General features: G+C 43.1%; 27 protein-coding genes and 1 pseudogene. 18 read left to right on the top strand and 10 right to left on the bottom strand.

The features are described 5' to 3' along the window. Positions 1-106: 106 nt before the first annotated feature. Positions 107-281: pseudogene (locus ACX1N5_RS07410) on the bottom strand (hypothetical protein); the annotation flags it as partial. 253 nt (positions 282-534) lie between these two features. Between ACX1N5_RS07410 and ACX1N5_RS07405 the strand changes: the two are divergent. Then, positions 535-1,548 carry a DNA/RNA non-specific endonuclease gene (locus ACX1N5_RS07405; RefSeq protein ID WP_458801142.1) on the top strand — a complete coding sequence of 338 codons (1,014 nt, stop codon included), beginning with the start codon at positions 535-537 and terminating at the stop codon, positions 1,546-1,548. 21 nt (positions 1,549-1,569) lie between these two features. Next, on the top strand, positions 1,570-1,815 hold the full coding sequence (locus ACX1N5_RS07400) for a hypothetical protein (RefSeq protein WP_004750061.1): 246 nt from the start codon (positions 1,570-1,572) through the stop codon (positions 1,813-1,815). On the opposite strand, the gene znuB is transcribed toward ACX1N5_RS07400, so the two are convergent. From znuB to ACX1N5_RS07385, 3 genes are read right to left on the bottom strand one after another with little or no spacing between them, the layout of a single operon-like run. Continuing rightward, the gene (znuB, locus tag ACX1N5_RS07395; RefSeq protein WP_458801144.1) at positions 1,810-2,610 is read right to left on the bottom strand and encodes a zinc ABC transporter permease subunit ZnuB; all 801 of its coding nucleotides are present in this window, start codon (positions 2,608-2,610) and stop codon (positions 1,810-1,812) included. The genes ACX1N5_RS07400 and znuB overlap by 6 nt on opposite strands. A gap of 3 nt (positions 2,611-2,613) precedes the next feature. Next, complete coding sequence (gene znuC / locus ACX1N5_RS07390) at positions 2,614-3,405, bottom strand: zinc ABC transporter ATP-binding protein ZnuC (RefSeq protein ID WP_458801146.1); 792 nt, start codon at positions 3,403-3,405, stop codon at positions 2,614-2,616. Beyond that, a complete protein-coding gene (locus tag ACX1N5_RS07385; protein WP_004750058.1) occupies positions 3,378-3,875 on the bottom strand; it encodes a transcriptional repressor in 498 nt (165 codons plus the stop codon). Before ACX1N5_RS07385 ends, znuC begins: the two co-directional genes overlap by 28 nt. 124 nt (positions 3,876-3,999) lie before the next feature. On the opposite strand from ACX1N5_RS07385, the gene ACX1N5_RS07380 reads away from it, so the two are divergent. The 11 genes from ACX1N5_RS07380 to ACX1N5_RS07330 all read left to right on the top strand — a co-directional run bounded on the left by ACX1N5_RS07380 (position 4,000) and on the right by ACX1N5_RS07330 (position 12,865). Beyond that, on the top strand, positions 4,000-4,836 hold the full coding sequence (locus tag ACX1N5_RS07380) for a metal ABC transporter solute-binding protein, Zn/Mn family (RefSeq protein WP_458801321.1): 837 nt from the start codon (positions 4,000-4,002) through the stop codon (positions 4,834-4,836). A 170-nt stretch (positions 4,837-5,006) separates the two neighbouring features. Continuing rightward, positions 5,007-5,405, top strand: a complete 399-nt coding sequence (locus tag ACX1N5_RS07375; RefSeq protein ID WP_004750055.1) for an ATP synthase subunit I — start codon at positions 5,007-5,009, stop codon at positions 5,403-5,405. 98 nt (positions 5,406-5,503) lie between these two features. Continuing rightward, on the top strand, positions 5,504-6,379 hold the full coding sequence (atpB, locus tag ACX1N5_RS07370) for a F0F1 ATP synthase subunit A (RefSeq protein ID WP_004750054.1): 876 nt from the start codon (positions 5,504-5,506) through the stop codon (positions 6,377-6,379). A gap of 84 nt (positions 6,380-6,463) precedes the next feature. Further along, entirely contained in the window at positions 6,464-6,709 is a 246-nt protein-coding gene (gene atpE, locus ACX1N5_RS07365) for a F0F1 ATP synthase subunit C (protein WP_004750052.1), read from the top strand. Between the two features lie 38 nt (positions 6,710-6,747). Further along, the gene (locus ACX1N5_RS07360; protein WP_004750050.1) at positions 6,748-7,218 is read left to right on the top strand and encodes a F0F1 ATP synthase subunit B; all 471 of its coding nucleotides are present in this window, start codon (positions 6,748-6,750) and stop codon (positions 7,216-7,218) included. Positions 7,219-7,230: 12 nt separating this feature from the next. After that, positions 7,231-7,767 (top strand): F0F1 ATP synthase subunit delta, encoded by a 537-nt coding sequence (locus ACX1N5_RS07355; protein ID WP_004750048.1) that lies wholly within the window; start codon positions 7,231-7,233, stop codon positions 7,765-7,767. A gap of 43 nt (positions 7,768-7,810) precedes the next feature. Beyond that, positions 7,811-9,355 (top strand): F0F1 ATP synthase subunit alpha, encoded by a 1,545-nt coding sequence (gene atpA / locus ACX1N5_RS07350; protein ID WP_004750046.1) that lies wholly within the window; start codon positions 7,811-7,813, stop codon positions 9,353-9,355. A 77-nt stretch (positions 9,356-9,432) separates the two neighbouring features. Beyond that, a complete protein-coding gene (gene atpG / locus ACX1N5_RS07345) occupies positions 9,433-10,302 on the top strand; it encodes a F0F1 ATP synthase subunit gamma (protein WP_004750045.1) in 870 nt (289 codons plus the stop codon). A 29-nt stretch (positions 10,303-10,331) separates the two neighbouring features. Beyond that, positions 10,332-11,726: a F0F1 ATP synthase subunit beta gene (atpD, locus tag ACX1N5_RS07340; RefSeq protein ID WP_004750043.1), complete on the top strand. Its 1,395-nt coding sequence runs from the start codon at positions 10,332-10,334 to the stop codon at positions 11,724-11,726. A gap of 17 nt (positions 11,727-11,743) precedes the next feature. After that, on the top strand, positions 11,744-12,163 hold the full coding sequence (locus ACX1N5_RS07335) for a F0F1 ATP synthase subunit epsilon (protein ID WP_458801151.1): 420 nt from the start codon (positions 11,744-11,746) through the stop codon (positions 12,161-12,163). Positions 12,164-12,559: 396 nt separating this feature from the next. Then, a complete protein-coding gene (locus ACX1N5_RS07330; protein ID WP_131381772.1) occupies positions 12,560-12,865 on the top strand; it encodes a hypothetical protein in 306 nt (101 codons plus the stop codon). Here ACX1N5_RS07330 and ACX1N5_RS07325 read toward each other — a convergent pair. Then, positions 12,862-13,317, bottom strand: a complete 456-nt coding sequence (locus ACX1N5_RS07325) for an AAA family ATPase (RefSeq protein WP_458801153.1) — start codon at positions 13,315-13,317, stop codon at positions 12,862-12,864. The two genes, ACX1N5_RS07330 and ACX1N5_RS07325, sit on opposite strands and share 4 nt — an antisense overlap. Before the next feature lie 238 nt (positions 13,318-13,555). On the opposite strand from ACX1N5_RS07325, the gene adhP reads away from it, so the two are divergent. Next, positions 13,556-14,587: an alcohol dehydrogenase AdhP gene (adhP, locus tag ACX1N5_RS07320; protein ID WP_458801155.1), complete on the top strand. Its 1,032-nt coding sequence runs from the start codon at positions 13,556-13,558 to the stop codon at positions 14,585-14,587. 50 nt (positions 14,588-14,637) lie between these two features. On the opposite strand, the gene ACX1N5_RS07315 is transcribed toward adhP, so the two are convergent. From ACX1N5_RS07315 to ACX1N5_RS07300, 4 genes are all read right to left on the bottom strand, one after another. Further along, positions 14,638-14,934 carry an RcnB family protein gene (locus ACX1N5_RS07315; RefSeq protein ID WP_004750037.1) on the bottom strand — a complete coding sequence of 99 codons (297 nt, stop codon included), beginning with the start codon at positions 14,932-14,934 and terminating at the stop codon, positions 14,638-14,640. A 221-nt stretch (positions 14,935-15,155) separates the two neighbouring features. Next, the gene (locus tag ACX1N5_RS07310) at positions 15,156-15,701 is read right to left on the bottom strand and encodes a glutathione peroxidase (protein WP_004750036.1); all 546 of its coding nucleotides are present in this window, start codon (positions 15,699-15,701) and stop codon (positions 15,156-15,158) included. Positions 15,702-15,771: 70 nt separating this feature from the next. Beyond that, a complete protein-coding gene (locus tag ACX1N5_RS07305) occupies positions 15,772-16,536 on the bottom strand; it encodes an AraC family transcriptional regulator (RefSeq protein WP_458801158.1) in 765 nt (254 codons plus the stop codon). Positions 16,537-16,545: 9 nt separating this feature from the next. Beyond that, the gene (locus ACX1N5_RS07300) at positions 16,546-17,757 is read right to left on the bottom strand and encodes an MFS transporter (protein ID WP_458801159.1); all 1,212 of its coding nucleotides are present in this window, start codon (positions 17,755-17,757) and stop codon (positions 16,546-16,548) included. Between the two features lie 124 nt (positions 17,758-17,881). Here ACX1N5_RS07300 and ACX1N5_RS07295 point away from each other — a divergent pair, with 124 nt between their 5' ends. Next, a complete protein-coding gene (locus ACX1N5_RS07295; protein WP_458801161.1) occupies positions 17,882-18,529 on the top strand; it encodes a TetR/AcrR family transcriptional regulator in 648 nt (215 codons plus the stop codon). Between the two features lie 102 nt (positions 18,530-18,631). Further along, complete coding sequence (locus ACX1N5_RS07290) at positions 18,632-19,540, top strand: DMT family transporter (protein ID WP_458801163.1); 909 nt, start codon at positions 18,632-18,634, stop codon at positions 19,538-19,540. Here the strand turns inward: ACX1N5_RS07290 and ACX1N5_RS07285 are convergent. Further along, complete coding sequence (locus tag ACX1N5_RS07285; RefSeq protein WP_458801165.1) at positions 19,537-20,883, bottom strand: alpha/beta fold hydrolase; 1,347 nt, start codon at positions 20,881-20,883, stop codon at positions 19,537-19,539. The two genes, ACX1N5_RS07290 and ACX1N5_RS07285, sit on opposite strands and share 4 nt — an antisense overlap. A 199-nt stretch (positions 20,884-21,082) precedes the next feature. Here ACX1N5_RS07285 and ACX1N5_RS07280 point away from each other — a divergent pair, with 199 nt between their 5' ends. Then, positions 21,083-21,679 carry a YqiA/YcfP family alpha/beta fold hydrolase gene (locus ACX1N5_RS07280; protein ID WP_458801167.1) on the top strand — a complete coding sequence of 199 codons (597 nt, stop codon included), beginning with the start codon at positions 21,083-21,085 and terminating at the stop codon, positions 21,677-21,679. A gap of 4 nt (positions 21,680-21,683) precedes the next feature. Next, positions 21,684-23,564 carry a DNA topoisomerase IV subunit B gene (gene parE, locus ACX1N5_RS07275; protein ID WP_131381765.1) on the top strand — a complete coding sequence of 627 codons (1,881 nt, stop codon included), beginning with the start codon at positions 21,684-21,686 and terminating at the stop codon, positions 23,562-23,564. Positions 23,565-23,567 lie beyond the last annotated feature (3 nt).

Raw genomic sequence — 23,567 nt, 5'->3', positions numbered from 1 at the left:
TTTTTAATTACTTATTGGGCTGGTGTAGATACAGGTGTATCTGGAGTTGCGGCAGGGCTATTGTTATGATCTGCTGTAGGTTGTGGCGTAGGAACAGGTGTATATTTGCCACTGCTCATTAAGTCTGCTAATGATCCTGGTTGACCATTTACAGTTGTATTGACTTTAACTTGAGACAGGCTTTCTAGAGTCTCGCCTGGTTGTACAGCAGGCTCTGCAAACGCAGCAGTTGCTGTGAACATTCCCATAAATAACCCAATGCTAACGAAAATATTACGCATACCCGAACTCCAATACTAAAAAATTGTGTGATTTTTAATCTGAATTAACAATCCCATAGATTGGGATTACCCGCAACTAAGTATACGGAATATCAATAAATTATAGGTATAAGTGTGGTATAACCACAACAAACTGTTACGTAAAAAGCAACTGACAATCTGATGAGTATAAGGATTAGTCATTTGAAAGAAACCACATATACTTTCTAAAATGAGCTTGCTAAGCTGTTTTTAGTGCTCAAGGATAATCAATATGACTCAAAAACTTAACCATAGTATCCAAGGACTCGTTTTGTTATGTGCAGCTGCTGCGACAAGCACTGTTTTTGCACAAGACTCATGCTTATCTCAATTTTATCAGCAGACCCCTCCTGCACTGGTTAAGCAAAGTTTGAATAAAAATACTTTTCCTTTGTGTTTCAATGGTTTTGCTTTGGTCTATTCTGGCGTATCTAAAACACCTTTATGGAGCGCTGAGCATCTAACCGCAGCACGTTTAAGCCAGAAAATTAAACGTGAAGATCAGTTTCATGAAGAAGAACAAATTCCAGAGCAGTTTCGTTCTACGTTAGCGGATTACCGCGCTTCAGGTTATGACCGTGGGCATATGTCCCCAAATGCGGACATGTCAGATAAAGCTTCGCAGCATGACAGTTTTTCTTTAGCCAATATGGTGCCACAAGCGCCAAAAAATAATCAGGAAGTTTGGCGTAAGCTTGAAGAAGCCACCCGCAGCTTGGTCAAAAAACAAAAACAGGATGCCTATGTGGTGACAGGGCCGATCTTTGCAGGTCAACGCCTAAAAACGATTGGAAAGGGCAAAGTGATTGTCCCGAGTGTGGTGTTTAAAGCGGTATATATGCCGAAGACAGGCGTGATCAGTGCTTACTATGCTCCAAATAATAACTCTCAAGAAGTGCAGGTTGTCAGTGTTTGTCAGATTGAACAGCAAACAGGCTTAAATTTATTTCCACAGCTTTCTGTAGAAACTAAACGCAAAATTTATGATTTGCCACTCACCACCAGTGATGTTCAGGCAGGTCGTGTTCTTGCGCTGGTTGGAACAGATCAAAATAGCCAATGTGCTACGCCATCAGCATCATCGGACATTCGTTCATTACAGCAATCTTTTGGTAATGCTGTGCAACAAGTAACGCAAGATATTGAAAAAACTGTGAATCAAGAGAAAGATAACTTTATTAAAAAGTTATTCAAAGCATTGCTTGATAGTATATTGGAATTTTTATTAAAGTTGTTTAAATCTTAACCCCGTTTCAGGGAGCTGAATATGTTTAAACCATTTGCTGAAGACCAGTCATCCTCTGCAATTTATGACTTAACCTTAGAAAATCAGCTAGATTGCATCAATCTGTATGGCAATCTGCAAATTACCAAAGATCAGCAGGGGCTTGCGGCTGCAAAAGCACTGCAAAGCTTGATTAATCAGGTCGTTGAAGTATTAGAGCAACAAGACAACTTGCCCGAGAAGATTGCACATCAACCCGAGCAGGAAGTTGAAAATCCGTTTTTATAAAGCGCTACGAATTTTTTGCCAGCAAAATAGGGCAAAGAAAATACTCGACATGGTCAGTACAATACTTAAACCACTGGCAATGTTGAGTAGAGCGCTGGCCCATAAGCCAATACCCAAAGCAATTTGACCAATAATAAAAGCATACAGCACCATTTGTTTAGGAGAGTCTGCCAAGAGGCGTGCTGCCAATGCTGGAATGACCAAGAGTGCGCCCATCAACAGTGAGCCGACTGCACGTAGTGCCAATACTGTAAATAACGCCAAAAGCAGCATGAAGATAAAACGCTGTAATTTAGCGTTAACCCCTTCACTGATCGCAATGTCTGGGTCAATTGCAATCTGAATTTGTGCTGACCAGAATTTCCATAAAATACTGACAGACACCACAATAATGACCGCAAAAATAGGCAGATCTGACCAACTAATGGTGAGTAGATCCCCAAACAGATAACTGAGTAATTCAGGGCGTAGGGCAGGGAGGTTTTGAATCAGCATTAAACCTGAACAGAGCAAGGTGGCCGCACATAACGCCAGTAGTGCATCGTTAGGCAAACGCCGATCGTGCAAAATCCATAAAATACAAACCAGTAAAATCGCTAAGCTTGCGACACCAACCCACATCGGTAACTGCAAAACCCCAGCGACTGCGACGCCGAGTAACGTGCCATGAGACATGGTGTCTGCAAAAAAAGACATACGACGCCAAAGCATGAGGCAGCCGAGTGGCGCAGTTAAAATAATCAGTAAAGCACCCATAACCCATGCAGGGAGCAAAAGTTGAAACCATTCCATCATGCGTTAAGCTTCCGGTTCAGGGTGAATATGGGGGTGACTGTCATGTTCACAGTTTGCTGTCGGACTGTCACCATGTGCGCAGTGGTCATGATGATGCTGATAGAATGCTCGTTGTGTCCCGAAAATGGCTTGATACTCAGGATGTTGCTGCACATTTTCTGGAGACCCGCTACAGCAGATATGTTTGTTCAGGCAAACTACACGATGTGTCCCTTGCATCACCCATTGCAGGTCATGTGAAACCATGAGTACTGCACAGCCATAACGCTCAGGCAGGCTGCGGACATATTCATATAGCTCGGCTTCAGACTGAATATCCAGACCTTGCATCGGTTCATCAAGCACTAAAACCTGTGGTTTGCGCAGTAATGCCCGTGCCAGAAGTACCCGTTGGCGTTCGCCACCAGAAAGTTGCTGAACTTTGGCATCTTGCAATTTTTCAATGCCTGTTTCCGCAATAATTTGCTGTTTGGTTGTGGTATCACACGCTTCTAATGCCAGTAAATCCCGAACACGTAACGGCAAACTGTGCGATGGGTTAAACTTCTGCGGAACATAAGCAAATTTTAAACCGCTATCTTTTAGAATCTTGCCGGATGTGGGTTTGACAATACCCAAAAGGACTTTAATGAGCGTAGATTTTCCTGCACCATTTGGTCCAATCAGTGTCACAATTTCATTGGAATGTAACTCAAAGTCGACCTGTTTGAGAATCTCACGGTCATCCATTCGGACATAAATTTTCTGTAATGAAATGAGCGCAGGCGTTAGTGACGTTGTGTGCACTGTTGGCATTTTCCTGAAATTTCAATAATGGTGTGATGAATATTAAATTCATCCGAATGTGCTAATGCATTGAGATGTGCCATTAAGGCATCGGCAGAAGCTTCTTTAACGGCTTTGCAGCTCACACAGATTAAAAATGCTGCCTGATGACCTTCACGAGGGTGGCAGCAAGGAATAAAGGCATTAATTGAACTTAGACGATGAATCAAGCCTTTATCCAGTAAAAAGTCCAAGCTACGGTAAACGGTTGGTGGTGCAGCAGGTTTATCTGAGGTGTTTTTTATTTTTGCCAGAATATCATATGCACCAATCGGTCCAGAAGCATTTAAAATTAAATGCAGAACTTCCTTACGCAACGGTGTAAGACGTGCACCAGTCGCTAGACACAATGCCTCTGCTTGCTCTAGGCGGACTTGAATATCGCCGTGGTCATGTACCTCATGTAAGGTATTGGCATGTGAATGCGAACATGAACTCATAAATATCTCACCTATGGTGCATCAAAACAGATAAGTTAACTCTTTTATAACAATATCACTATTTTTGGTGTTATAGTGTAACATTAAATCCCAAGTGATGATATATAGAGATCGTTTGAACATGATGGCGCGTTTTTTTGCAGCGTGTGTCTTGCTGTGTATGAGTGGCAGTTTATGGGCACAGGGCTTGGTTATATCCATTCACCCTTTATACTTAATCGCTAAAGAAGTGACCAAAGGTGTTGAGACGCCAACTTTATTATTGGGAAATCAATCTGGGCATGATGTACAGCTGACACCAGACAACCGAAAAGCAGTCCAAGATGCAGAGCTGGTGATCTGGCTGGGTAAAGCCCATGAGGCGCCACTGGATAGGCTACTGGGGCATAATCCCCGAGCAATCTCGCTGCTGAACTCTAAGATTTTAGGAACTTTTCCAGTGCGAGATGTACAGGGAAAACCGATTGCCAATACCATCGATACACATGTTTGGCTAGACCCGAATAATGCGGTTCGAATTGGCTTTTTTATTGCTGCATTACGTTCGCAGCAACACCCTGAACATAAAGCTCAATATTGGGCAAATGCGAAAACTTTTGCTCAGCAGCTATTGCTGAGAAGTAAGCAAGTCGGTACTTATAAAAACACGGTTGACTATTGGTCATATCATGATGCTTATCAGTATCTGGAACATGCACTCAATTTACATCTTGCAGGTGCTTTAAGTACCGACCCGCACATTCCTGCTACGGTCACTCAAATTAAGTATCTAAATGATCATCGTCCGTATCCACAAATGTGCTTGTTGGCAGAAGGGCAGGCAAATAGCCAATATCAAATCTTGCAGCCTGTGCGTTTTCAGGCAGTAGACGAAAGTATGAGCGCAGAAAATGACTTTGTTCAGGGTTGGACGGATTTAGCAAAAAATATTCAAAATTGCGCAAGAAACATACGAAAATAATCAAATCAAGAGAATCTTAATAGGAAATTAAAAATATATAGATTATTTGAAAATCATACGTCTTAAGTCGGGAAAAGATTGCATGTTTAGGGGGGGGACTCTATAATGCCACCGATTAAAAACGATCATCAGGTTAACTTGTCAAGCTTTTATGCTGTGAGTGGATAATAATGAGCCGACCAAGTCGCATGATTGACCGACGATTGGCGAAAGCTTTGGTCTTCTTGCAAGCATTGACGATACCTGTTGCAACTTTGATTGCGTGGGTGCTTAAAGACATCGTGGTAGCCAAAAGCGTCGCCCTAGGCGGACTGGTTTGTTGGCTGGCACATTGTTACTTTGCCTGGCAATCTTTTCGGGTTGCGGGAGCGCGTGCTTCAAAGCAAGTGCTTTCAAATATGTATCGAGGCATGATGGGCAAGTTTGCTATTGTGATCGTTGGACTGATTTTGATTTTAAGCAATGTCAAGCCGTTGTCATCGGTGGCATTGTTTTGTGGTTTTATTCTCGTTCAAGCCATGTCGTGGGTTGCTCCTTGGTGGGTATCACGTCAACAAAAACGAGTATAGGCGCATAAAAAATTGAATATATAGAGCAAGATGAGATATCTAGCAGCGTGCGATATTCATCTCTCTTTTTATTAATTGACATTGACCAGGTGTGATTTATGGCTGCTGAAGAACATGCCCTTACTTCGACAGAGTATATTAAGCATCACTTGACCAATTTGGCCTATGGCAAAATGCCAGACGGTACATGGAAATTGGCTGAGAATGCGAAAGAAGCTCATGAAATGGGTTTTTCTGCTATTCACTTGGACTCAATGGGTTGGTCAATCGGCTTAGGTCTGATTTTCTGTTTGCTTTTTTGGTCTGTTGCGAAAGCTGCCAATTCTGGTGTGCCTACGAAATTCCAAGCAGCAATTGAAATGGTGATCGAGTTTGTTGACTCAAGCGTTCGCGATACCTTCCATGGTAAATCTCGTTTAATCGCACCACTTTCACTGACCATTTTCGTGTGGATTTTCCTCATGAACTTAATGGACTTGATCCCTGTTGACTGGATTCCATATTTAGCTCAACACATTGGTGCAAGCGTATTTGGTATGGATCCTCATCACGTTTACTTTAAGGTTGTTCCTTCTACAGACCCGAACATTACCCTCGGTATGTCATTGTCTGTATTTGTACTGATCTTGTTCTATAGCATTCGTGAGAAAGGCATTGGTGGTTTTGTTGGCGAGTTGGCGCTTAACCCATTTAACCCAAGTAATCCAATTGCAAAAGCGTGTCTAATTCCTGTGAACTTAATCTTGGAATTAGTAACCTTCCTTGCACGACCAGTTTCATTGGCTCTACGACTATTCGGTAACATGTATGCGGGTGAATTAATCTTTATCCTTATCGCATTATTACCGTTCTGGATCCAATGGGCATTGTCTGTGCCTTGGGCTATCTTCCACATTCTTGTAATTACATTGCAAGCATTTATCTTTATGATGCTGACAATCGTTTACTTGAGCATGGCAAGCGAAAAACATTAATGGTAACGCCTAACTATCACAGGGTGGTTAGGCATAAAATTTTTTAATTTAATTGGTATAAACCTAACCTCTGAGGAATTTTTCATGTCTATCGTTCCAGGTTTAGTTGCAATTGCTGCTGCTATTTTGATCGCTTTTGGTGCTTTGGGTACTGCAATTGGTTTTGGTCTTTTAGGTGGTCGCTTCTTGGAAGCTGTTGCTCGTCAACCAGAATTGGCTCCACAACTTCAAACTCGTATGTTCTTAATCGCAGGTCTTCTTGATGCTGTGCCTATGATCGGTGTTGGTATTGGCTTGTTCTTCATCTTCGCTAATCCATTTGTAGGTTAATCAGCTTAATTCCTAAATTAAACTATTGAGGAATAGCAATGAATATCAACCTCACATTGATTGGTCAAGCAATTGCATTTGCGATGTTTGTCGCATTCTGCATGAAATTTGTATGGCCACCACTAATCAATGCGATTAGTGAGCGTCAGCGTAAAATCGCTGATGGCTTAAATGCTGCAGAAAAAGCGAAAGCTGACCTTGCTGATGCGCAAGCACAAGTAAAGCAAGAGTTAGACGCAGCAAAAGCACAAGCGGCTCAATTGATCGAACAAGCGAACCGTCGTGCAGCACAATTGGTCGAAGAAGCGCGTATTCAGGCATCTGCTGAAGGTGAGCGTATTCGTCAACAAGCGAAAGAAGCTGTTGATACAGAAATCAATTCTGCGCGCGAAGAATTACGTCAACAAGTTGCTGCTCTTGCAGTTACTGGTGCAGAAAAAATCCTGAACCAGCAAGTTGACGCAGAAGCTCACAATGCCATGCTGACTCAGCTGGCTGCTAAACTTTAAGAGAGGCAGATTATGGCTGAATTCTTGACGTTAGCACGCCCATACGCTAAAGCAGCATTTGCTTACGCTTCTGAGCAAAGTGCAACTGACAATTGGTCAAATGCACTAAATTTGCTCAGTGCTGCGGTGCAAGATGAAGCATTTTCAGCTTACTTAAATCGCCCTGAGCTTACACCTGCTGAGCAGGTTAGTCTTTTTGCAAAAATTTTAGGCGAAGACCAAACTGTGGCAGTGTCAAACTTTTTGACATTGCTGGCTGAAAACAGTCGTTTGGCTTTGCTTCCTGAAATTGCTGCAGAATACGAACAACTCAAATCACAGAATAACAATACTGTGGATGTTGTGATTGAATCAGCATTCCCGTTGACTTCTGTACAAGAACAATTACTAGCTCATGCGTTAGAAAAACGCTTTGAAGCAGCAGTAGATGTAACTGTAGAAGTCAATCCTGCATTAATTGCAGGTGTGGTTATTCGTGCAGGCGACCAAGTGATAGATGATTCTGCGCTTAACAAGCTTGAAAAAATGCGGACACGTCTTCTTGCTTAATTGCATAGAAGACTGAACTAATTAAAGATTGAGGTATAGCGCAATGCAACAACTGAATCCATCCGAGATCAGTGCGCTCATTAAACAGCGTATCGGCGATCTGGACACCAGCGCGACCGCTAAAAACGAAGGTACCATTGTTATGGTATCCGACGGTATTGTGCGTATTCACGGCCTTGCTGATGCAATGTACGGTGAAATGATCGAATTCGACGGCGGCTTATTTGGTATGGCACTGAACCTAGAACAGGATTCAGTGGGCGTCGTTGTTTTAGGTAACTACTTAGGCCTTCAAGAAGGTCAAAAAGCTCGTTGTACAGGCCGTGTATTAGAAGTTCCGGTTGGCCCAGAACTTTTAGGTCGTGTCGTAGATGCTTTGGGTAACCCAATTGATGGTAAAGGCCCAATTGATGCAAAATTAACTGATGCTGTTGAAAAAGTAGCACCAGGTGTAATTTGGCGTCAATCAGTGGATCAACCTGTACAAACTGGTTATAAATCAGTAGATACAATGATCCCTGTAGGTCGTGGTCAACGTGAGTTGATCATTGGTGACCGTCAAACTGGTAAAACAGCAATGGCGATCGATGCGATCATCGCTCAGAAACATTCTGGCATTAAATGTGTATACGTAGCTATTGGTCAAAAGCAATCGACTATCGCTAACGTTGTGCGCAAGCTTGAAGAAACTGGTGCTATGGCGTATACGACTGTTGTCGCAGCTGCGGCAGCCGATCCAGCAGCAATGTTGTATTTGGCTCCATATTCTGGCTGTACAATGGGCGAATATTTCCGTGACCGCGGTGAAGATGCGTTAATCATTTATGATGACTTGTCTAAACAAGCTGTTGCGTATCGTCAAATTTCATTGCTTTTACGCCGCCCACCAGGTCGTGAAGCATATCCTGGTGACGTATTCTATTTACACTCACGTCTTCTTGAACGTGCTTCTCGTGTATCTGCTGACTACGTTGAGCAATTCACTAAAGGTGAAGTTAAAGGCCAAACTGGTTCATTAACTGCATTGCCGATTATTGAAACTCAAGCCGGTGACGTATCTGCATTCGTACCAACGAACGTAATTTCTATTACAGATGGTCAGATCTTCTTAGAAACTTCATTATTCAACGCGGGTATTCGTCCTGCGGTGAACGCGGGTATTTCTGTATCGCGTGTTGGTGGTTCTGCTCAAACTAAAATCATCAAAAAATTGTCTGGTGGTATCCGTACTGCTTTGGCGCAATACCGTGAATTGGCAGCATTTGCTCAGTTCGCTTCTGATCTTGACGAAGCAACTCGTAAGCAACTTGAACATGGTCAACGTGTAACTGAGTTAATGAAGCAAAAACAATATGCTCCTTACTCAATTGCTGACCAAGCTGTTTCAATTTATGCATCTAACGAAGGCTATATGGCTGACGTTGAAGTGAAGAAAATCGTTGCATTTGATGCTGCGCTTATTGCTTACTTCCGTTCAGAACATGCTGCGTTAATGCAAAAAATCGATGAAACTGGTGATTATAACAAAGACATCGAAGCTGCAATCAAAGCAGGTATTGAAAGCTTTAAAGCGACTCAAACTTACTAAGTTAAGTCTTAGTCAGGTTTGGTTCACGGATCAACCTTCGGAAGCTCGAAAGAGCTTTCGAATACTAGGTTAAGCGTATGGCAAATTTAAAAGAAATTCGCGCCAAAGTAGCTAGTATCAAGAGCACGCAAAAGATTACTCGCGCGATGCAAATGGTAGCAGCTTCTAAGATGCGTCGTGCGCAAGAGCGCATGGCTCAAGGCCGTCCGTATGCCGAAAATATGCACCGTGTAATTGCTCATTTGGTACAAGCGAATCCTGAATATAAACACCGTTATATGGTTGAACGTCCAGTAAAACGCGTTGGCTATATCATTGTGTCTTCAGATCGTGGTTTGGCAGGTGGTTTGAACATTAACTTGTTCAAAAAAGTTGTTAAACACGTACAACAACAACAAGAGCAGTCAATTGAAGTTCAATTTGCTTTAATTGGTCAAAAAGCGGTTTCGTTTTTTAAAAACTACGGCGGTAAAGTGCTTGGTGCTACTACGAACGTAGGTGATGCGCCAAGTCTTGAACAGTTATCTGGTTCTGTACAGGTGATGTTAGATGCGTTTGATAAAGGCGAATTAGATCGTATTTATCTTGTATCCAATGGCTTTGTCAATGCCATGACTCAAAATCAAAAAGTTGAACAACTTGTTCCTTTAGCTGCGGCTGATACGGATGAGAGCCTGAACCGTCAATACGGTTGGGACTATATCTATGAACCAGAAGCTGAAGAGCTATTAAATGGTTTATTGGTTCGCTATATCGAGTCTATGGTTTATCAAGGTGTGATTGAGAACATCGCTTGTGAGCAATCTGCACGTATGGTCGCAATGAAAGCTGCAACCGACAACGCGGGTGACCTTATCAAGAGCCTACAACTTATTTATAACAAGCTGCGTCAAGCCGCGATTACTCAGGAAATTTCTGAAATCGTTGGTGGTGCCGCTGCCGTTTAACATTATTAGTTTGAATTGAGGAGACAGCAATGAGTAGCGGTCGTATCATTCAGATCATCGGCGCGGTTATCGACGTCGAGTTTGAACGTAATAGCGTTCCTAAGATCTATGACGCTCTCCAAGTTGACGGTACTGAAACTACTTTGGAAGTTCAGCAACAACTTGGTGATGGCGTAGTTCGTACCATCGCAATGGGTTCTACCGAAGGTCTTAAACGTGGCCTTAACGTAACTAACTCTGGTGCACCAATTTCTGTACCTGTTGGTACAGCATGTTTGGGTCGTATCATGGACGTACTTGGTCGCCCGATCGACGAAGCTGGTCCTGTAGCGACTGAAGCGCGTTTGCCAATTCACCGTCAAGCACCTTCTTATGCTGAACAAGCGGCTTCTACTGACCTTTTAGAAACTGGTATTAAAGTCATCGACTTACTTTGCCCGTTTGCTAAAGGTGGTAAAGTTGGTCTGTTCGGTGGTGCGGGTGTTGGTAAAACCGTAAACATGATGGAATTGATCAACAACATCGCGAAAGCTCACTCAGGTTTGTCTGTGTTTGCTGGTGTTGGTGAGCGTACTCGTGAAGGTAACGACTTCTATCACGAAATGAAAGATTCTAACGTTCTTGACAAAGTAGCAATGGTCTACGGTCAGATGAACGAGCCACCTGGTAACCGTTTACGCGTAGCGTTAACTGGTTTAACTATGGCTGAATACTTCCGTGACGAGAAAGACGAAAACGGTAAAGGCCGTGACGTATTGTTGTTCGTTGACAACATTTACCGTTACACATTGGCAGGTACCGAAGTGTCTGCACTTCTAGGTCGTATGCCATCTGCGGTAGGTTACCAACCTACACTTGCAGAAGAAATGGGTGTTCTTCAAGAGCGTATTACGTCTACTAAGTCTGGTTCGATCACTTCGATCCAAGCGGTATACGTACCTGCCGATGACTTAACTGACCCATCGCCTGCAACTACATTTGCTCACTTAGATGCAACAGTAGTATTGAGCCGTGACATCGCATCTTCTGGTATCTATCCAGCGATCGATCCACTTGACTCAACTTCACGTCAGTTAGACCCATTAGTTGTTGGTCAAGAGCACTATGAAATTGCACGTTCTGTACAGAACGTATTGCAACGTTATAAAGAGCTTAAAGACATCATCGCGATCTTGGGTATGGACGAATTGGCTGAAGAAGATAAATTGGTTGTTTACCGTGCGCGTAAAATCCAACGTTTCTTCTCTCAACCATTCCACGTAGCTGAAGTGTTTACTGGTGCTCCTGGTAAACTTGTACCACTTAAAGAAACAATTCGTGGCTTTAAAGGTCTTCTAGCTGGTGAATACGACCACATTCCAGAACAAGCGTTCTATATGGTTGGTGGTATTGACGAAGTGATTGCGAAAGCCGAGAAACTCTAATTTAAGGAGATCATCTCATGGCGACTATGCAATGTGATGTCGTAAGTGTTAAAGAGTCTATTTACTCTGGCGCTGTGACTATGCTTATCGCGAAAGGTGCAGGCGGTGAATTGGGTATTATGCCTGGTCATGCTCCGCTTGTAACTTTGCTTCAACCAGGACCGATTCGTGTTCAGTTGGAAAATGGTACAGAAGAAATTGTCTATGTATCAGGTGGTGTGTTAGAAGTTCAACCACATGTCATTACGGTTCTTGCAGATACTGCAATCCGTGCTGATAACTTGGATGAAGCTGCAATTATGGAAGCACGTAAAAAAGCTGAACAATTGCTTGCCAACCAAAAAAGTGATTTGGACTCTGCTGCTGCATTGGCTGCTCTTGCAGAAACTGCGGCTCAGCTTGAAACTATCCGTAAAATCAAAAACCGCGCTCAATAAGAGACGGTTTGAGATAAAAAAAGCCACTCGAAAGAGTGGCTTTTTTTATGAAAATTTAAGCATAGATATTTAATTTATTGATAATTTTAAAAAATATAGCTCAGTCTTAAGCCCTGAAATTTAGAATAAAATAAACCTTCAAATGACTAAATCTCTTGGGCGAATCACGTAAGGCTTTTGCCATTTCAACAGAACAGTACGTTGCTCTGCATGAGCGAAAAAGTATGGGCAGTTTCATGGTAGTGCCATGTGTATCTCGTTCGGTAAATCCCATGCTAATACTCTGTTGGTCATGTTTTATACTACTTTTGAATCATCCGATGCTATGCCAAGGTCGTGCCTGTATTTGCTCTTTTTTATGTTATAAAAGAAATGAGCGCTGTCAGGTAGAACTTTATGAAACTCATTGAAATAGAACCGCATTTTTGGGAATTGTACCAAGACCAACAACAACTGTATTTGAGTGTGAGCGTGGATAATAGTGCAGTCACTTATAACTGGGATTTGCATTTAACTGCACAGCAGATCGAAGCGTATCAACGACAGGGGCGAGACAGTATTGTTGAGTTGGCTAAGCAGGTTGTTGCAGCAGTTTTTCGTGGTGATTTTTCTTTTATGCAACAGCATGAAGCGACAACTACAGAAAAGGCAGCGATCTTTGCAGCATTTAAACAATGGCGCGAAGCACAAAAGTCCGATTAAACTTGCGATTGATCAGCAATCAATTGAATGGAAAATTGCCCTTGTGTACTGATTTTTATCTTATAAATTTCATCAAATCCTTCACTAAGCTGCGGGATTTGTAAACGTCGATGTGTAGCATGCACGCCTTGATCGGGTATTCTGGCTTTGCCTTGGCGCTCGGCATTACGTTCCAAGGCATGACTCAATGCCGTTTCAAAATAATAAGCTAAAATCTGAAATCCTGCCTGCTGTGCGCGTTGAATATAACGGGCACGATCTTCGATGCTGACGTTGGTGTTATCAACCACACATTTGGTTTTTGAGGCAAGACAAGCTTCAAAAATGATATTTTCCCGATGACGGGTTTTAAGCATGTCCAGATTGATACGCAAATGCGTGCGATAAAAATATTGTTGATAAAATGTAGATTTCCCAGCCGCCTGAATCCCAATAAAAAGAATAAGTTGCATATGATTTACATGTCGAAAAATGAGGAGATCAACGTCACTATTTTGGAGTTAATCTTCTAACTGGCTATTTCAAAAGGGCTTTCGCTGGTTAAATTAATTCTCAAAACATAATTTTGAATTACATAAAACCTACCAAGCACCTACCTATGTCATTTTATTTTATGGATGAGAATGATTCTTAAATTTAGCACCTATCATAATAGTCATTTTCACCAATAGAAATAATAAGGAGAATAACATGGGAAGTACAATGAAGGCCGCTGTAGTGACAGCATTTAATCAACCCCTAGAAATTCAAGAGGTTCCGATTCCGAAAGTGAGTGCAGGTAAAGTCTTGGTCAAAGTCATTGCGACGGGTGTTTGCCATACTGATCTGCATGCTATGCATGGTGACTGGCCAATCAAACCAACAGTTCCGTTTATTCCTGGGCATGAAGGTGTGGGAGAGATTGTAGAAGTCGGTGAAGGTATTACTCATTTGAAAGTGGGCGATAAAGTAGGAATTCCGTGGTTGTATTCGGCTTGTGGGCATTGTGATCATTGTTATGCAGGTTGGGAAACCTTGTGTAAGAAACAGCAAAATTCAGGTTATTCGGTAAATGGCAGTTTTGCAGAATATTGCCTTGCCGATGGTGATTATGTTGGCGTGATTCCTGAAGGTGTCGATCCGTTTGAAATCGCGCCAATCTTGTGTGCAGGTGTGACAGTGTACAAAGGCTTGAAAATGACTGAAGCCAAAACAGGAGATTGGGTTGCCATTTCAGGGATTGGTGGCTTGGGTCATGTTGCGATTCAATATGCCAAAACCATGGGCTTCAATGTGATTGCGATTGATGTAGATGATTCAAAACTTGAATTGGCAAAAGAGCTGGGTGCAGATGTGGGAATTAATGCCCTGAAAGTGAATGTCAAAGAGGAGGTTCTAAAAGCTTCAGGGGAGGGTTGTCATGGTGTGTTGGTAACGGCAGTTTCTCCGAAAGCCTTTGAACAGGCAGTTTCGATTGTACGTCGTGGCGGCACAATGGTCTTGAACGGTCTGCCACCAGGTAAATTTGATTTGTCTATTTTTGATATGGTACTGGAGGGAATTACTGTGCGCGGTTCGATTGTGGGAACGCGTTTGGATTTAAAAGAAGCGCTAGATATTGCCGCGCGTGGCAAAGTCAAAGCACATATTAGTGTTGAACCGCTTGAAAATATTAATGATATTTTTGAGCGCATGGAACATGGCAAGATTGATGGACGCATTGTGATTGATTTAGCTTTATAAATCAGAAGCAATAAAAAAGAGGGCAGATGCCCTCTTTTTTATGTCTGAAATTAACGATGAACGACTTTAATCACACGATGGTTGTCAGTGTTTACCAAAACGTATTTATGCGGGTTGACTTGATACCATTGTTGATGGCGTGCAGGGTGATGTAATCTTTTATAGTGACGATAATCTACAGCATGTGCACGTCTGAAATGCTCTGGCGGTACAGCATGACCGACGCGCCACTCAGTTGTTGTAACGGTTTGTTTGACATAGTGCGGGTCATTTGGTTGAGCAAATACTGACCCTGCAGCTAAAGTTGCAGCTAAAGATAAAACAATTCCTTGGGCTAGACGTTTCATAAAATTCTCCACTTGTTATTGCTGTTGTTTCGATAATTTTATTTAAACAGGTTTATGGTAGGTGCGAATGAAGATTTTGTTGGAACAATTTTAAAACCATGAACAGACCATGAAAACTTGCCTGTGAAATGTAAACTTAGATAAATTACTTAGTATTTGTGAAAACATAAATCAATAAAACATCGAGTAAACCCATCATGGATTTACTCGATCTGAATCTTTTATTTGGCAAGTTCAGCTTCAATCGCACTAACAATACGCGGGTCATCCGCAGTAATATCTGGCGCGAAACGTGCTACAACGTCACCATTTTTGCCAATCAGGAATTTTTCAAAGTTCCATAAAATTTCAGGTTTTGGGTTCGGTGTTAGGCCGTAGTCGACCAAATCTTTCCACCAAGGACCTTCGCCAATACGTTCAGGCTGTGCCGAAATCAGGGCCTGATACAAAGGATGTTTGTCTTCACCTGCAACTGAAATTTTGGCAAACAGTGGAAAATCCACATGATAGTTTAGAGAACAGAATTTTTGAATTTCTTCGTTACTGCCTGGCTCTTGTGCCAAGAAGTTGTTGGCAGGGAAACCTAAAATCTCTAAACCTTCAGCTTTTTTCGCCTGATACAGTTTTTCCAGACCTTCATATTGTGGGGTTAAGCCGCATTTTGAGGCAACATTGACTACTAAAAGTACCTTGCCTTGGTAAGTTGCAAGCGTAGTTTCTTCGCCTGTAATGGTATTTACAGGAATATCCAAAATTGACTGGCTCATCATCATATCCTTAAAAAGTAGAGTTATGTTTTAAAATGATTTTTTATGAAAGACAAGTAGATTTGCGTGACTAATGTTCAAGGCGCATTTCCGCAGGTGTTTTACCTAAATAGCGCTTAAAGAATGTAATAAAACTGGAGCTATGCCGAAACCCCAGCAGGTAGGCAATTTGTTTAATCGCAAGCCCCTGTTTCAGTAAAGAAATGGCATGAACAATTTTGGCACGGTTACGCCATTCGGAAATGGGCAGTTTAAGTTCTTGCTGACTCAGGCGTAAGAGATGTCGTTCACTGATACGAAATTCAGCAAGAATCTGCTGAATGGAGTACTGAAAATTTGAGACATCATTGAGCTGCGCCAGAATGGGTTGCAATACAGGATGACTGGTTTGTGGCAAGTAATGATCATAACAGTCGGCCATGCAGATCTGGTCATAAATAACTTGCAGTAAATGCTGATATTGCTGTGGATGGCTATGCCGAATGCGTAAGGCTTCTTTCACCAATGCATGAAAGAAAGGTCGGGTGACCAACGTTTGAGTGTCTGGGCTAAGCTTGTTGGCTAAATAGGGATGAATGCGGATACAAATAAAATGCGTAACCTGCTTGTCGATGGCAATAGAGTCATGTTCGGTTTGAGGTGGAAGCCACAAACCATAATTTGGCGGAGCTAAATACAGCGCATCGCCAATCTGGAGTTGCAAAATACCATCAAGGCTAAAGTTAAAGTCACCCCATAAACAGCAATGCATCGAAATCTGGTCATTGGCTTGGAAGAAAAACTCATGAATTTCAACCATGTCATTGAGTTGAATGAGATTTGATGCATTGTTCATGGCAATATTTTAGGATTCGCAAGTCATTTTAGGATTATTCAACCCTCGAGTCAGGGTAAATAAGGCAATCAGTGCCAAGACGATGAAACTCAGGACACTGTAAATCAGCGTAGTTTCATTATAGTGGTCAACCACCATTCCGCCAAATAATGAACCCACGGCAATCATGACCTGAAACATCCCGACAAATAACGGCATGCCTTTTTCTACCGCATCACCTGCATGCAAGAACATCCAGATGTTGGCTGTCGTCGGAAATGCACCAAAGGCAAAGCCCCATAGCGCAGTCAAGACCAATGCGCCAGACAGATGTACGGCAAATACAGGAAAGCTAAAAAATACGATGGCAAAACACAAACCGACAAAGGCAAGGGTATAGCGAATATTGAGATTGCCACTATAGCCTGCAAAAGCATTGCCAAAAATCCCTGCAATGCCGTATAGCAATAACAGGCTGCCAATCGTCGCGCTGTTAAAACCTGCAATGTGTTTAAAAAATGGCGCCAGATAGCTATAAGCACAAAAGTGTGCCAGACCAATTAATAGAATAATCACAATCCCGCGGCGCGCCTTACTGACACGTAGCAGCGCAGGCAAGTCAGCAAAACGAATCGCAGATTCAGGTAAAAGTTTAGGTAAGCACAGCATCTGTAAAATCAACACCAAAAAACCAATTCCCGCATTGATGGCAAACGCACTGCGCCAGCCATATAAACTACTCAGCCATGTGCCAATCGGTACGCCTAGCACCGTTGCAAAAGTCACGCCTGTCATGACCACCGCCGTGGCTTTGGCAATCGGGAGTTGGGCAGGTGCAAGTTTGCCACTCAAGGCAATCGCCGTTGCCCAGAATCCGCCAATGGCAATACCTAAAACCAGACGGCTGAGCAGCAAAATATGAAAATTACTGGCAAATGCGGTAATGCTGTTGGCAATTACCATAATCGCAGTCAATACAATGAGCACATAACGTCGATCAAGCTGTTTAAACCAGACAGGCAATAGCGGTGCTGCCAGCGCTGCCATGACGCCAGGCAAGGTAATGACCAAACCTGCTGTACCCGTTGAAATCTGTAAATCACTGGCGACATTATTGAGTACGCCTACAGGTAAAAATTCACTGGTGACCAGTACAAAGGCAGCAATTGCAACTGTCAAAATGGCAAGCCAACTGCCTTGAGTTGAAGGAGATTGATGTTCCGAGACCACGGAAGTGGGCATAAAGGCATCCTGTTTTCAAAGTAAAAATTAATTATGTAGTGATCACTATAAAATAAAATAGTTGAAGAAAATCCAATCGTCAATTAATTTATTAGCGATTGCTATAAAAATGGTTGTTCCCTGTATGACAGAACACACAGCAGATTTGGCGGTACAACAGGCAGATATGCCAATGAAAAAGAAACGTGGGCGTCCAAAATGTTTTGATGAACAGCAGGCGCTGGAAAAAGCCATGCTGTTGTTTTGGGAACATGGTTATGAAGCAACATCCATCAATGATTTAACCCATGCTTTACAAATTACCGCACCAAGTTTGTATAGCTGTTTTGGGGATAAAGCGTCATTGTTTTATCGCTGTATTGACTATTATCTGGAGCATGAAGCCTGTCCGATCATTCCGATTTTTGAGCAGGCGAAAACAGCAAAGGTCGCATTTGAAATTTATCTGTATAACCATATTCAGCGCTTACTCCAGCCCAATAAACCTGCGGGCTGTATGCTGATTGTTGCCGCGGTCAATTGTTCCGAACAGACGCATGATGTCCAGCAAAAAGTTCTGGAAAAACGCTTAAAAGAGAAACAAAAACTGTTGCAGCGTTTGCAGCAGGGGATTGTTGATGGCGATTTGGCACCAACCACACCGATTGAAGAAATGACTGATTTTTATACCACGGTGATTCAGGGTTTAACCTTACAAGCGCGTGATGGTGCAACACAGGAACAGCTGCACAAAGTGATTGAACATGCCATGCGGGTTTGGGATTTGTTTTAGGTTCAGGTGTCGTCTTTACTATATTGATGTCGGATTTTCAGGATTTCAATTCAATCCGCCGATGGTCAGAATATTCCTTTAATTCATGATCAAGAGAATGCTATGCAACAGCATCAGAAAACACCGTGGTGGGCATTGGCTTTGCCTTTATTGGCCGTGCTGATCTGGTCATTGAATATTGTCGTGACCCGTTATGTTTCTGACTTCATTTCACCTGTCAGTATCAGTTTTTATCGCTGGCTGATTGCTTTTGTATTGCTCACACCGTTTATGCTGCATCGGGTGTGGCAGGCACGCCAACAGATCCGTCAGCATATTGGTCAACTGGCGGTTTTGGGGGCATTTGGCATGGTGCTGTATCAGGGGATTGCCTATACCGCATCGCATTACACCTCGGCGACCAATATGGGCATTATTAATGCCTTTATTCCCGTGTTCACCATTTTTGTCTCAATGCTACTGCTTCGGGATATGCCCAACCGCTTTGCCTTGATTGGCAGTGCCTTGTCATTTTTTGGGTTGTTATATGTGATTGGACAAGGCAATTTTGCAGCCTTGCTGACTACGGGGCATCATTTTGGTGATGCGCTGATGGTGGTTGCCGTATTTTTCTATGCATTTTATGGCGTATTTTTAAAGAAATGGCGTTTGAATCTGCCACTCATGGTCAGTGTGTATATCCAGATTGCCTTTGCTTTGCTGTTTCATCTGCCGTTTATTGTTTATTTGGGATTGGATGGCTTAAACAGTCAAAATGCGTTGAGCGTTCTGTATGCAGGGATTTTTCCATCACTCTGTGCCCCAATTTTATGGATGCTGGCCGTGCAGCATTTAGGGCCAAATCGTACCAGTATTTTTATGAATCTGATGCCTGTATTTACTGCGATTATCGCGTTGATCTGGTTGCATGAACAATGGACGATGTATCATACATTGGGCGGTATCATGATTTTGTGTGGGATTGCACTGGCACAGAAGAAAAATGCGTCAAGTCACTTGCGTTCCGTTTAATCTTCACTTTGCATTTCAAGTAAGGTATCAAGTTCATAGATTCCCAAATCCACCACATGACGATGCAAGAAGTTTTGTTCTGGTAATTCAGGGTTTGGATATAACCAGCGGGTAATCTGCTCGGCGACACTCGGATGATACGGAATATTAAAATGGTTTAAACCATAAAATACAGCTTTGTGCGAGTCGGGTAGATTCAGGTTAAAGCGCGGATTCGGGTGTTCGCCCAGCGCGCTTTTGACACTGACCAGATAGTCGCCAATCACAGCCATGGTTTTGGTTTTTATTTTTTTAAATTCCATTGTACCTGCAATGAAAAAGGTATTGATATGTGAGGGGAGTGGTGCTGGTTTTCGGCTATCATTCATGGAGCCGATACGTGCAGACATGTGTTCCCAGTCATCATCCCGCACGCTGCCATAGCGCAAATCTAAAATGCCATTGCTCCGCAGATTGACCACATGACGGGCAATTTTGACCAAAGGAAAACGCCCCAGACTTTCCTGTAAACGAAAGCCAAAGCGTTCCAATGCTGCGCCATGATGCGGTGAGCCAATACACACCAGATTTTGGGTGCGATGAAACCAGTGTTTTTGTTCTTGTTTACCATAAAATAGTGCGCTACGGCAGACCAAGCCCCCCATGCTATGCCCAATGAGATCAATGGAATGAATGCGTGGGTTACGTTCGATTAAATCTTCAAGCAAATTGGACAGGCTTCGACCATTCGCCGAAATGCGCCGTCCTGTATTGTAGTTGAGATACAGCATGGTATTGTAATCACGCTGTGCCAGTAAGCGCTCACCAATGCCTTCATAACGATGGTTTGACCAGTAGCGGTGGCTCATACATAAACCATGCACAAAAATCACGACACGCCCACCAACATCGCCTCGTTGTATCGCGCCATAATGATCATAGAGCACCATGGGCAGTGCCAGCGGATTTTGCTGGAGCAAGAAATAATCCCCTGCAATCCCATTGAGTATACTCAGAGCTTCCTGCGCAATCGGGCTGAGTGATTTTTGTCGAAGCTGTGGATTATATTGCAGAATTTTTCGTAGACTAGGTGCAATAACGTGACTACCAGACTGTCTCATGACTTCGTAAACAGTATGGTTAAACCGATTGATCAGACGCATCCGTTGTAAGCGTTGAACATGTTCTTCACTTAAACCTAAAACACTCGACAACAGTTCTGTCTGAATGTTATGCATTAAACCATACAGGTTTTGTTTCGGTGTAGTCAGAAATTGCGCAAAACCCTCCAGCAAGTCGGCTTGACTTGGTGGAGTATCGTCCCAACGACAATAAGTTTCGTGTAGTGGCGTTAAACTTGGCATAGTCTTTGATCTCTCTATAACTGTGCTAACCAAGTATTGTCTGATACTACGGCAATAATTTATGGTTTTGCTTTGCTTAACATATGCAATTTTTACCTAGATTGAACCTGCTTTTGTCCTACAAGACCAGTTTAAATCATCACGAGGGAGTCATGCAGTGAATGACGTAGATTTAATACAAAATTGATGGCTGATTCGTATGAATATTATTTATTTACATGGTTTTCGCAGCAATGCTTATTCGGTCAAAGGGCAGCAGTTGAAACGATACTGCCAAGCCCATTGTCCAAGCTATAGTGTACACTTGCCTGATCTGAACATGCCGCCACTGGAAGCGCTGGCACAGGTTGCAGGTTATATTCAGGCACTTGAAAATGTCGTGCTGGTGGGGAGCAGTTTGGGCGGGTTTTACGCAACTCATCTGGCATTGCAATATGCTTGTCCTGCAGTGTTGATCAATCCTGCGGTACATCCTTACGCCTTGTTTATGCGGCTGTTTGGACAGGGACAGATTCCGCTACAGGTGACACCAGACTGGACACTGGATCGGTCTCAGTTGCAGCAATTGGCAGCGATGGATGTGCCTATTGTTCAAGATGCCAGCAAATTGTTGGTGTTATTGCAACAAGGTGATGAAGTCTTGGATTATCGGGAAGCACAACGCTATTATAATCAGGCGCAAATCCCCAGCATGATCATGACTGAAATGGGGGGAAACCATGCCATGGAAAATTTTGCTGATAAAATTCCCATGCTACTGACCTTTTTAGCCTTATCGATTACAAAGGAAAAATAATCACGTGTCACAATATACGGCTCAATCCCTTGAAGTTTTATCTGGTCTAGATCCTGTACGTCGCCGTCCGGGAATGTATACCGATACCACACGTCCAAACCATCTTGCGCAAGAAGTAATCGACAATGCGGTGGATGAGGCTTTGGCAGGGCATGCCAACCAGATTAGTGTCACGGTCTATGAGGATGGCTCTTTATCCGTTCAGGACAACGGGCGCGGGATGCCTGTCGATATTCACCCTGAATATGGACAAAGCGGTATTGAAATTATTTTGACCAAACTGCATGCCGGTGGCAAATTCAGTACCGACAACTATCAGTTTTCGGGGGGATTGCACGGGGTCGGCATTTCTGTGGTCAATGCACTGTCGAATCGTGTTGAGGTTGAGGTACAGCGTCAGGGTAACTTATACCAAATGGCATTTGAGCATGGTGAGCCTGTTACGCCACTGGAAGTGCTTGAAGGCAAAGCACCGAAACGTGCGACAGGGACACTGGTACGCTTCTGGCCAGACAGTAAATATTTTGACAATCCAAAATTTGCTTTAAAAGCCTTAAAACATAACCTGAAAGCCAAAGCTGTTTTAGCGGCAGGCTTAAAAATTTGCTATATCGACAAGATTAATAACGAAAAAATCGAATGGCAGTTTGAAAATGGTCTGGTCGACTATTTGATGGATGAACTGCAAGATCGCGAGATTTTGCCGCAGCCTGCTTTTGTATCGCGTGGTGATGCTGAACGTGCCAGTTGTGAGTTTGCTGTGTGCTGGAATGTCGAAGGTGGCGAGCAGATTCAGGAAAGCTATGTCAACCTGATTCCGACTGCGCAAGGCGGTACGCATGTCAATGGTTTACGTGCAGGTGTGACCGATGCGCTACGTGAGTTTTGTGAACTGCGCAATTTGTTGCCACGTAACATGAAACTCTCGGCAGAAGATGTCTGGGACGGAGTGAACTATATTTTGTCACTCAAGCTCCAGGAACCACAATTTTCAGGACAAACCAAAGAGCGCCTGTCGAGCCGTGAAGCTTCGGGCATTGTGCAGAATATTGCCAAAGATGCCTTTGCCTTGTGGTTTAACCAGAATGCTGAAACCGCAACCCAACTCGCGGAAATGGCAATTGCCAAAGCCGGTCGACGTCTAAAAGCCGCCAAAAAAGTAGAGCGTAAACGTATCGTAGCAGGGCCAGCATTGCCTGGGAAACTGGCAGACTGCGTTGGGCAAACCCGTGAAGAAAGTGAATTGTTTATTGTTGAAGGGGACTCAGCAGGTGGTAGTGCCAAGCAAGCCCGTGACAAGAATTTTCAGGCGATTATGCCGATTCGCGGAAAAATCCTGAATACATGGGAAGTCTCTTCCGATGAAGTTTTGGCTTCGCAAGAAGTGCATGATATCGCGATTGCCATCGGGGTTGACCCTGGCAGTGATGACTTATCGGAACTGCGCTATGGCAAAATCTGTATTCTTGCCGATGCTGACTCAGACGGTTTGCACATTGCGACTTTGTTGTGTGCCTTATTTGTGAAGCACTTTCCTGCGTTGGTAGAAGAGGGGCATTTATTTGTCGCTATGCCACCGTTGTTCCGTGTCGATGCGGGCAAAGATGTGTTTTATGCACTGGATGATGATGAGTTAGAAAGTATTTTAGCCAAGATTAAAACTAAAAATCCGCAAATCACCCGCTTTAAAGGCTTGGGTGAAATGAATGCGAGTCAGCTTCGTGAAACCACGATGGATCCCAACACTCGCCGCTTGGTGCAGTTAGATCTGGATGATGTGCAGTTCACGGCAAGTTTGCTGGACAAGTTGCTTGCCAAAAAGCGCTCGGCTGACCGTAAGCACTGGCTGGAGCAAAAAGGCAATCTGGCAGATTTGGTGGTTTAATAG

Source organism: Acinetobacter sp. ANC 4636 (genome assembly GCF_054454555.1).
Note: the sequence above shows the minus strand (reverse complement) of the source record. Positions and strands in the feature narration are given on the sequence as shown.

Bases quoted from the DNA above. Each gene is read 5' to 3' on its own strand.
- ACX1N5_RS07405 (WP_458801142.1), top strand. From the start codon at position 535: ATGACTCAAAAACTTAACCATAGTATCCAAGGACTCGTTTTGTTATGT.
- adhP (WP_458801155.1), top strand. From the start codon at position 13,556: ATGGGAAGTACAATGAAGGCCGCTGTAGTGACAGCATTTAATCAACCC.
- ACX1N5_RS07285 (WP_458801165.1), bottom strand. From the start codon at position 20,883: ATGCCAAGTTTAACGCCACTACACGAAACTTATTGTCGTTGGGACGAT.
- atpD (WP_004750043.1), top strand. From the start codon at position 10,332: ATGAGTAGCGGTCGTATCATTCAGATCATCGGCGCGGTTATCGACGTC.
- atpA (WP_004750046.1), top strand. From the start codon at position 7,811: ATGCAACAACTGAATCCATCCGAGATCAGTGCGCTCATTAAACAGCGT.
- atpG (WP_004750045.1), top strand. From the start codon at position 9,433: ATGGCAAATTTAAAAGAAATTCGCGCCAAAGTAGCTAGTATCAAGAGC.
- znuC (WP_458801146.1), bottom strand. From the start codon at position 3,405: ATGCCAACAGTGCACACAACGTCACTAACGCCTGCGCTCATTTCATTA.
- ACX1N5_RS07380 (WP_458801321.1), top strand. From the start codon at position 4,000: ATGGCGCGTTTTTTTGCAGCGTGTGTCTTGCTGTGTATGAGTGGCAGT.
- ACX1N5_RS07330 (WP_131381772.1), top strand. From the start codon at position 12,560: ATGAAACTCATTGAAATAGAACCGCATTTTTGGGAATTGTACCAAGAC.
- ACX1N5_RS07360 (WP_004750050.1), top strand. From the start codon at position 6,748: ATGAATATCAACCTCACATTGATTGGTCAAGCAATTGCATTTGCGATG.
- ACX1N5_RS07280 (WP_458801167.1), top strand. From the start codon at position 21,083: ATGAATATTATTTATTTACATGGTTTTCGCAGCAATGCTTATTCGGTC.
- ACX1N5_RS07335 (WP_458801151.1), top strand. From the start codon at position 11,744: ATGGCGACTATGCAATGTGATGTCGTAAGTGTTAAAGAGTCTATTTAC.
- ACX1N5_RS07295 (WP_458801161.1), top strand. From the start codon at position 17,882: ATGACAGAACACACAGCAGATTTGGCGGTACAACAGGCAGATATGCCA.
- znuB (WP_458801144.1), bottom strand. From the start codon at position 2,610: ATGATGGAATGGTTTCAACTTTTGCTCCCTGCATGGGTTATGGGTGCT.
- ACX1N5_RS07300 (WP_458801159.1), bottom strand. From the start codon at position 17,757: ATGCCCACTTCCGTGGTCTCGGAACATCAATCTCCTTCAACTCAAGGC.
- atpB (WP_004750054.1), top strand. From the start codon at position 5,504: ATGGCTGCTGAAGAACATGCCCTTACTTCGACAGAGTATATTAAGCAT.
- ACX1N5_RS07375 (WP_004750055.1), top strand. From the start codon at position 5,007: ATGAGCCGACCAAGTCGCATGATTGACCGACGATTGGCGAAAGCTTTG.
- ACX1N5_RS07400 (WP_004750061.1), top strand. From the start codon at position 1,570: ATGTTTAAACCATTTGCTGAAGACCAGTCATCCTCTGCAATTTATGAC.
- ACX1N5_RS07310 (WP_004750036.1), bottom strand. From the start codon at position 15,701: ATGAGCCAGTCAATTTTGGATATTCCTGTAAATACCATTACAGGCGAA.
- ACX1N5_RS07385 (WP_004750058.1), bottom strand. From the start codon at position 3,875: ATGAGTTCATGTTCGCATTCACATGCCAATACCTTACATGAGGTACAT.
- atpE (WP_004750052.1), top strand. From the start codon at position 6,464: ATGTCTATCGTTCCAGGTTTAGTTGCAATTGCTGCTGCTATTTTGATC.
- ACX1N5_RS07355 (WP_004750048.1), top strand. From the start codon at position 7,231: ATGGCTGAATTCTTGACGTTAGCACGCCCATACGCTAAAGCAGCATTT.
- ACX1N5_RS07305 (WP_458801158.1), bottom strand. From the start codon at position 16,536: ATGAACAATGCATCAAATCTCATTCAACTCAATGACATGGTTGAAATT.
- ACX1N5_RS07325 (WP_458801153.1), bottom strand. From the start codon at position 13,317: ATGCAACTTATTCTTTTTATTGGGATTCAGGCGGCTGGGAAATCTACA.
- ACX1N5_RS07290 (WP_458801163.1), top strand. From the start codon at position 18,632: ATGCAACAGCATCAGAAAACACCGTGGTGGGCATTGGCTTTGCCTTTA.
- ACX1N5_RS07315 (WP_004750037.1), bottom strand. From the start codon at position 14,934: ATGAAACGTCTAGCCCAAGGAATTGTTTTATCTTTAGCTGCAACTTTA.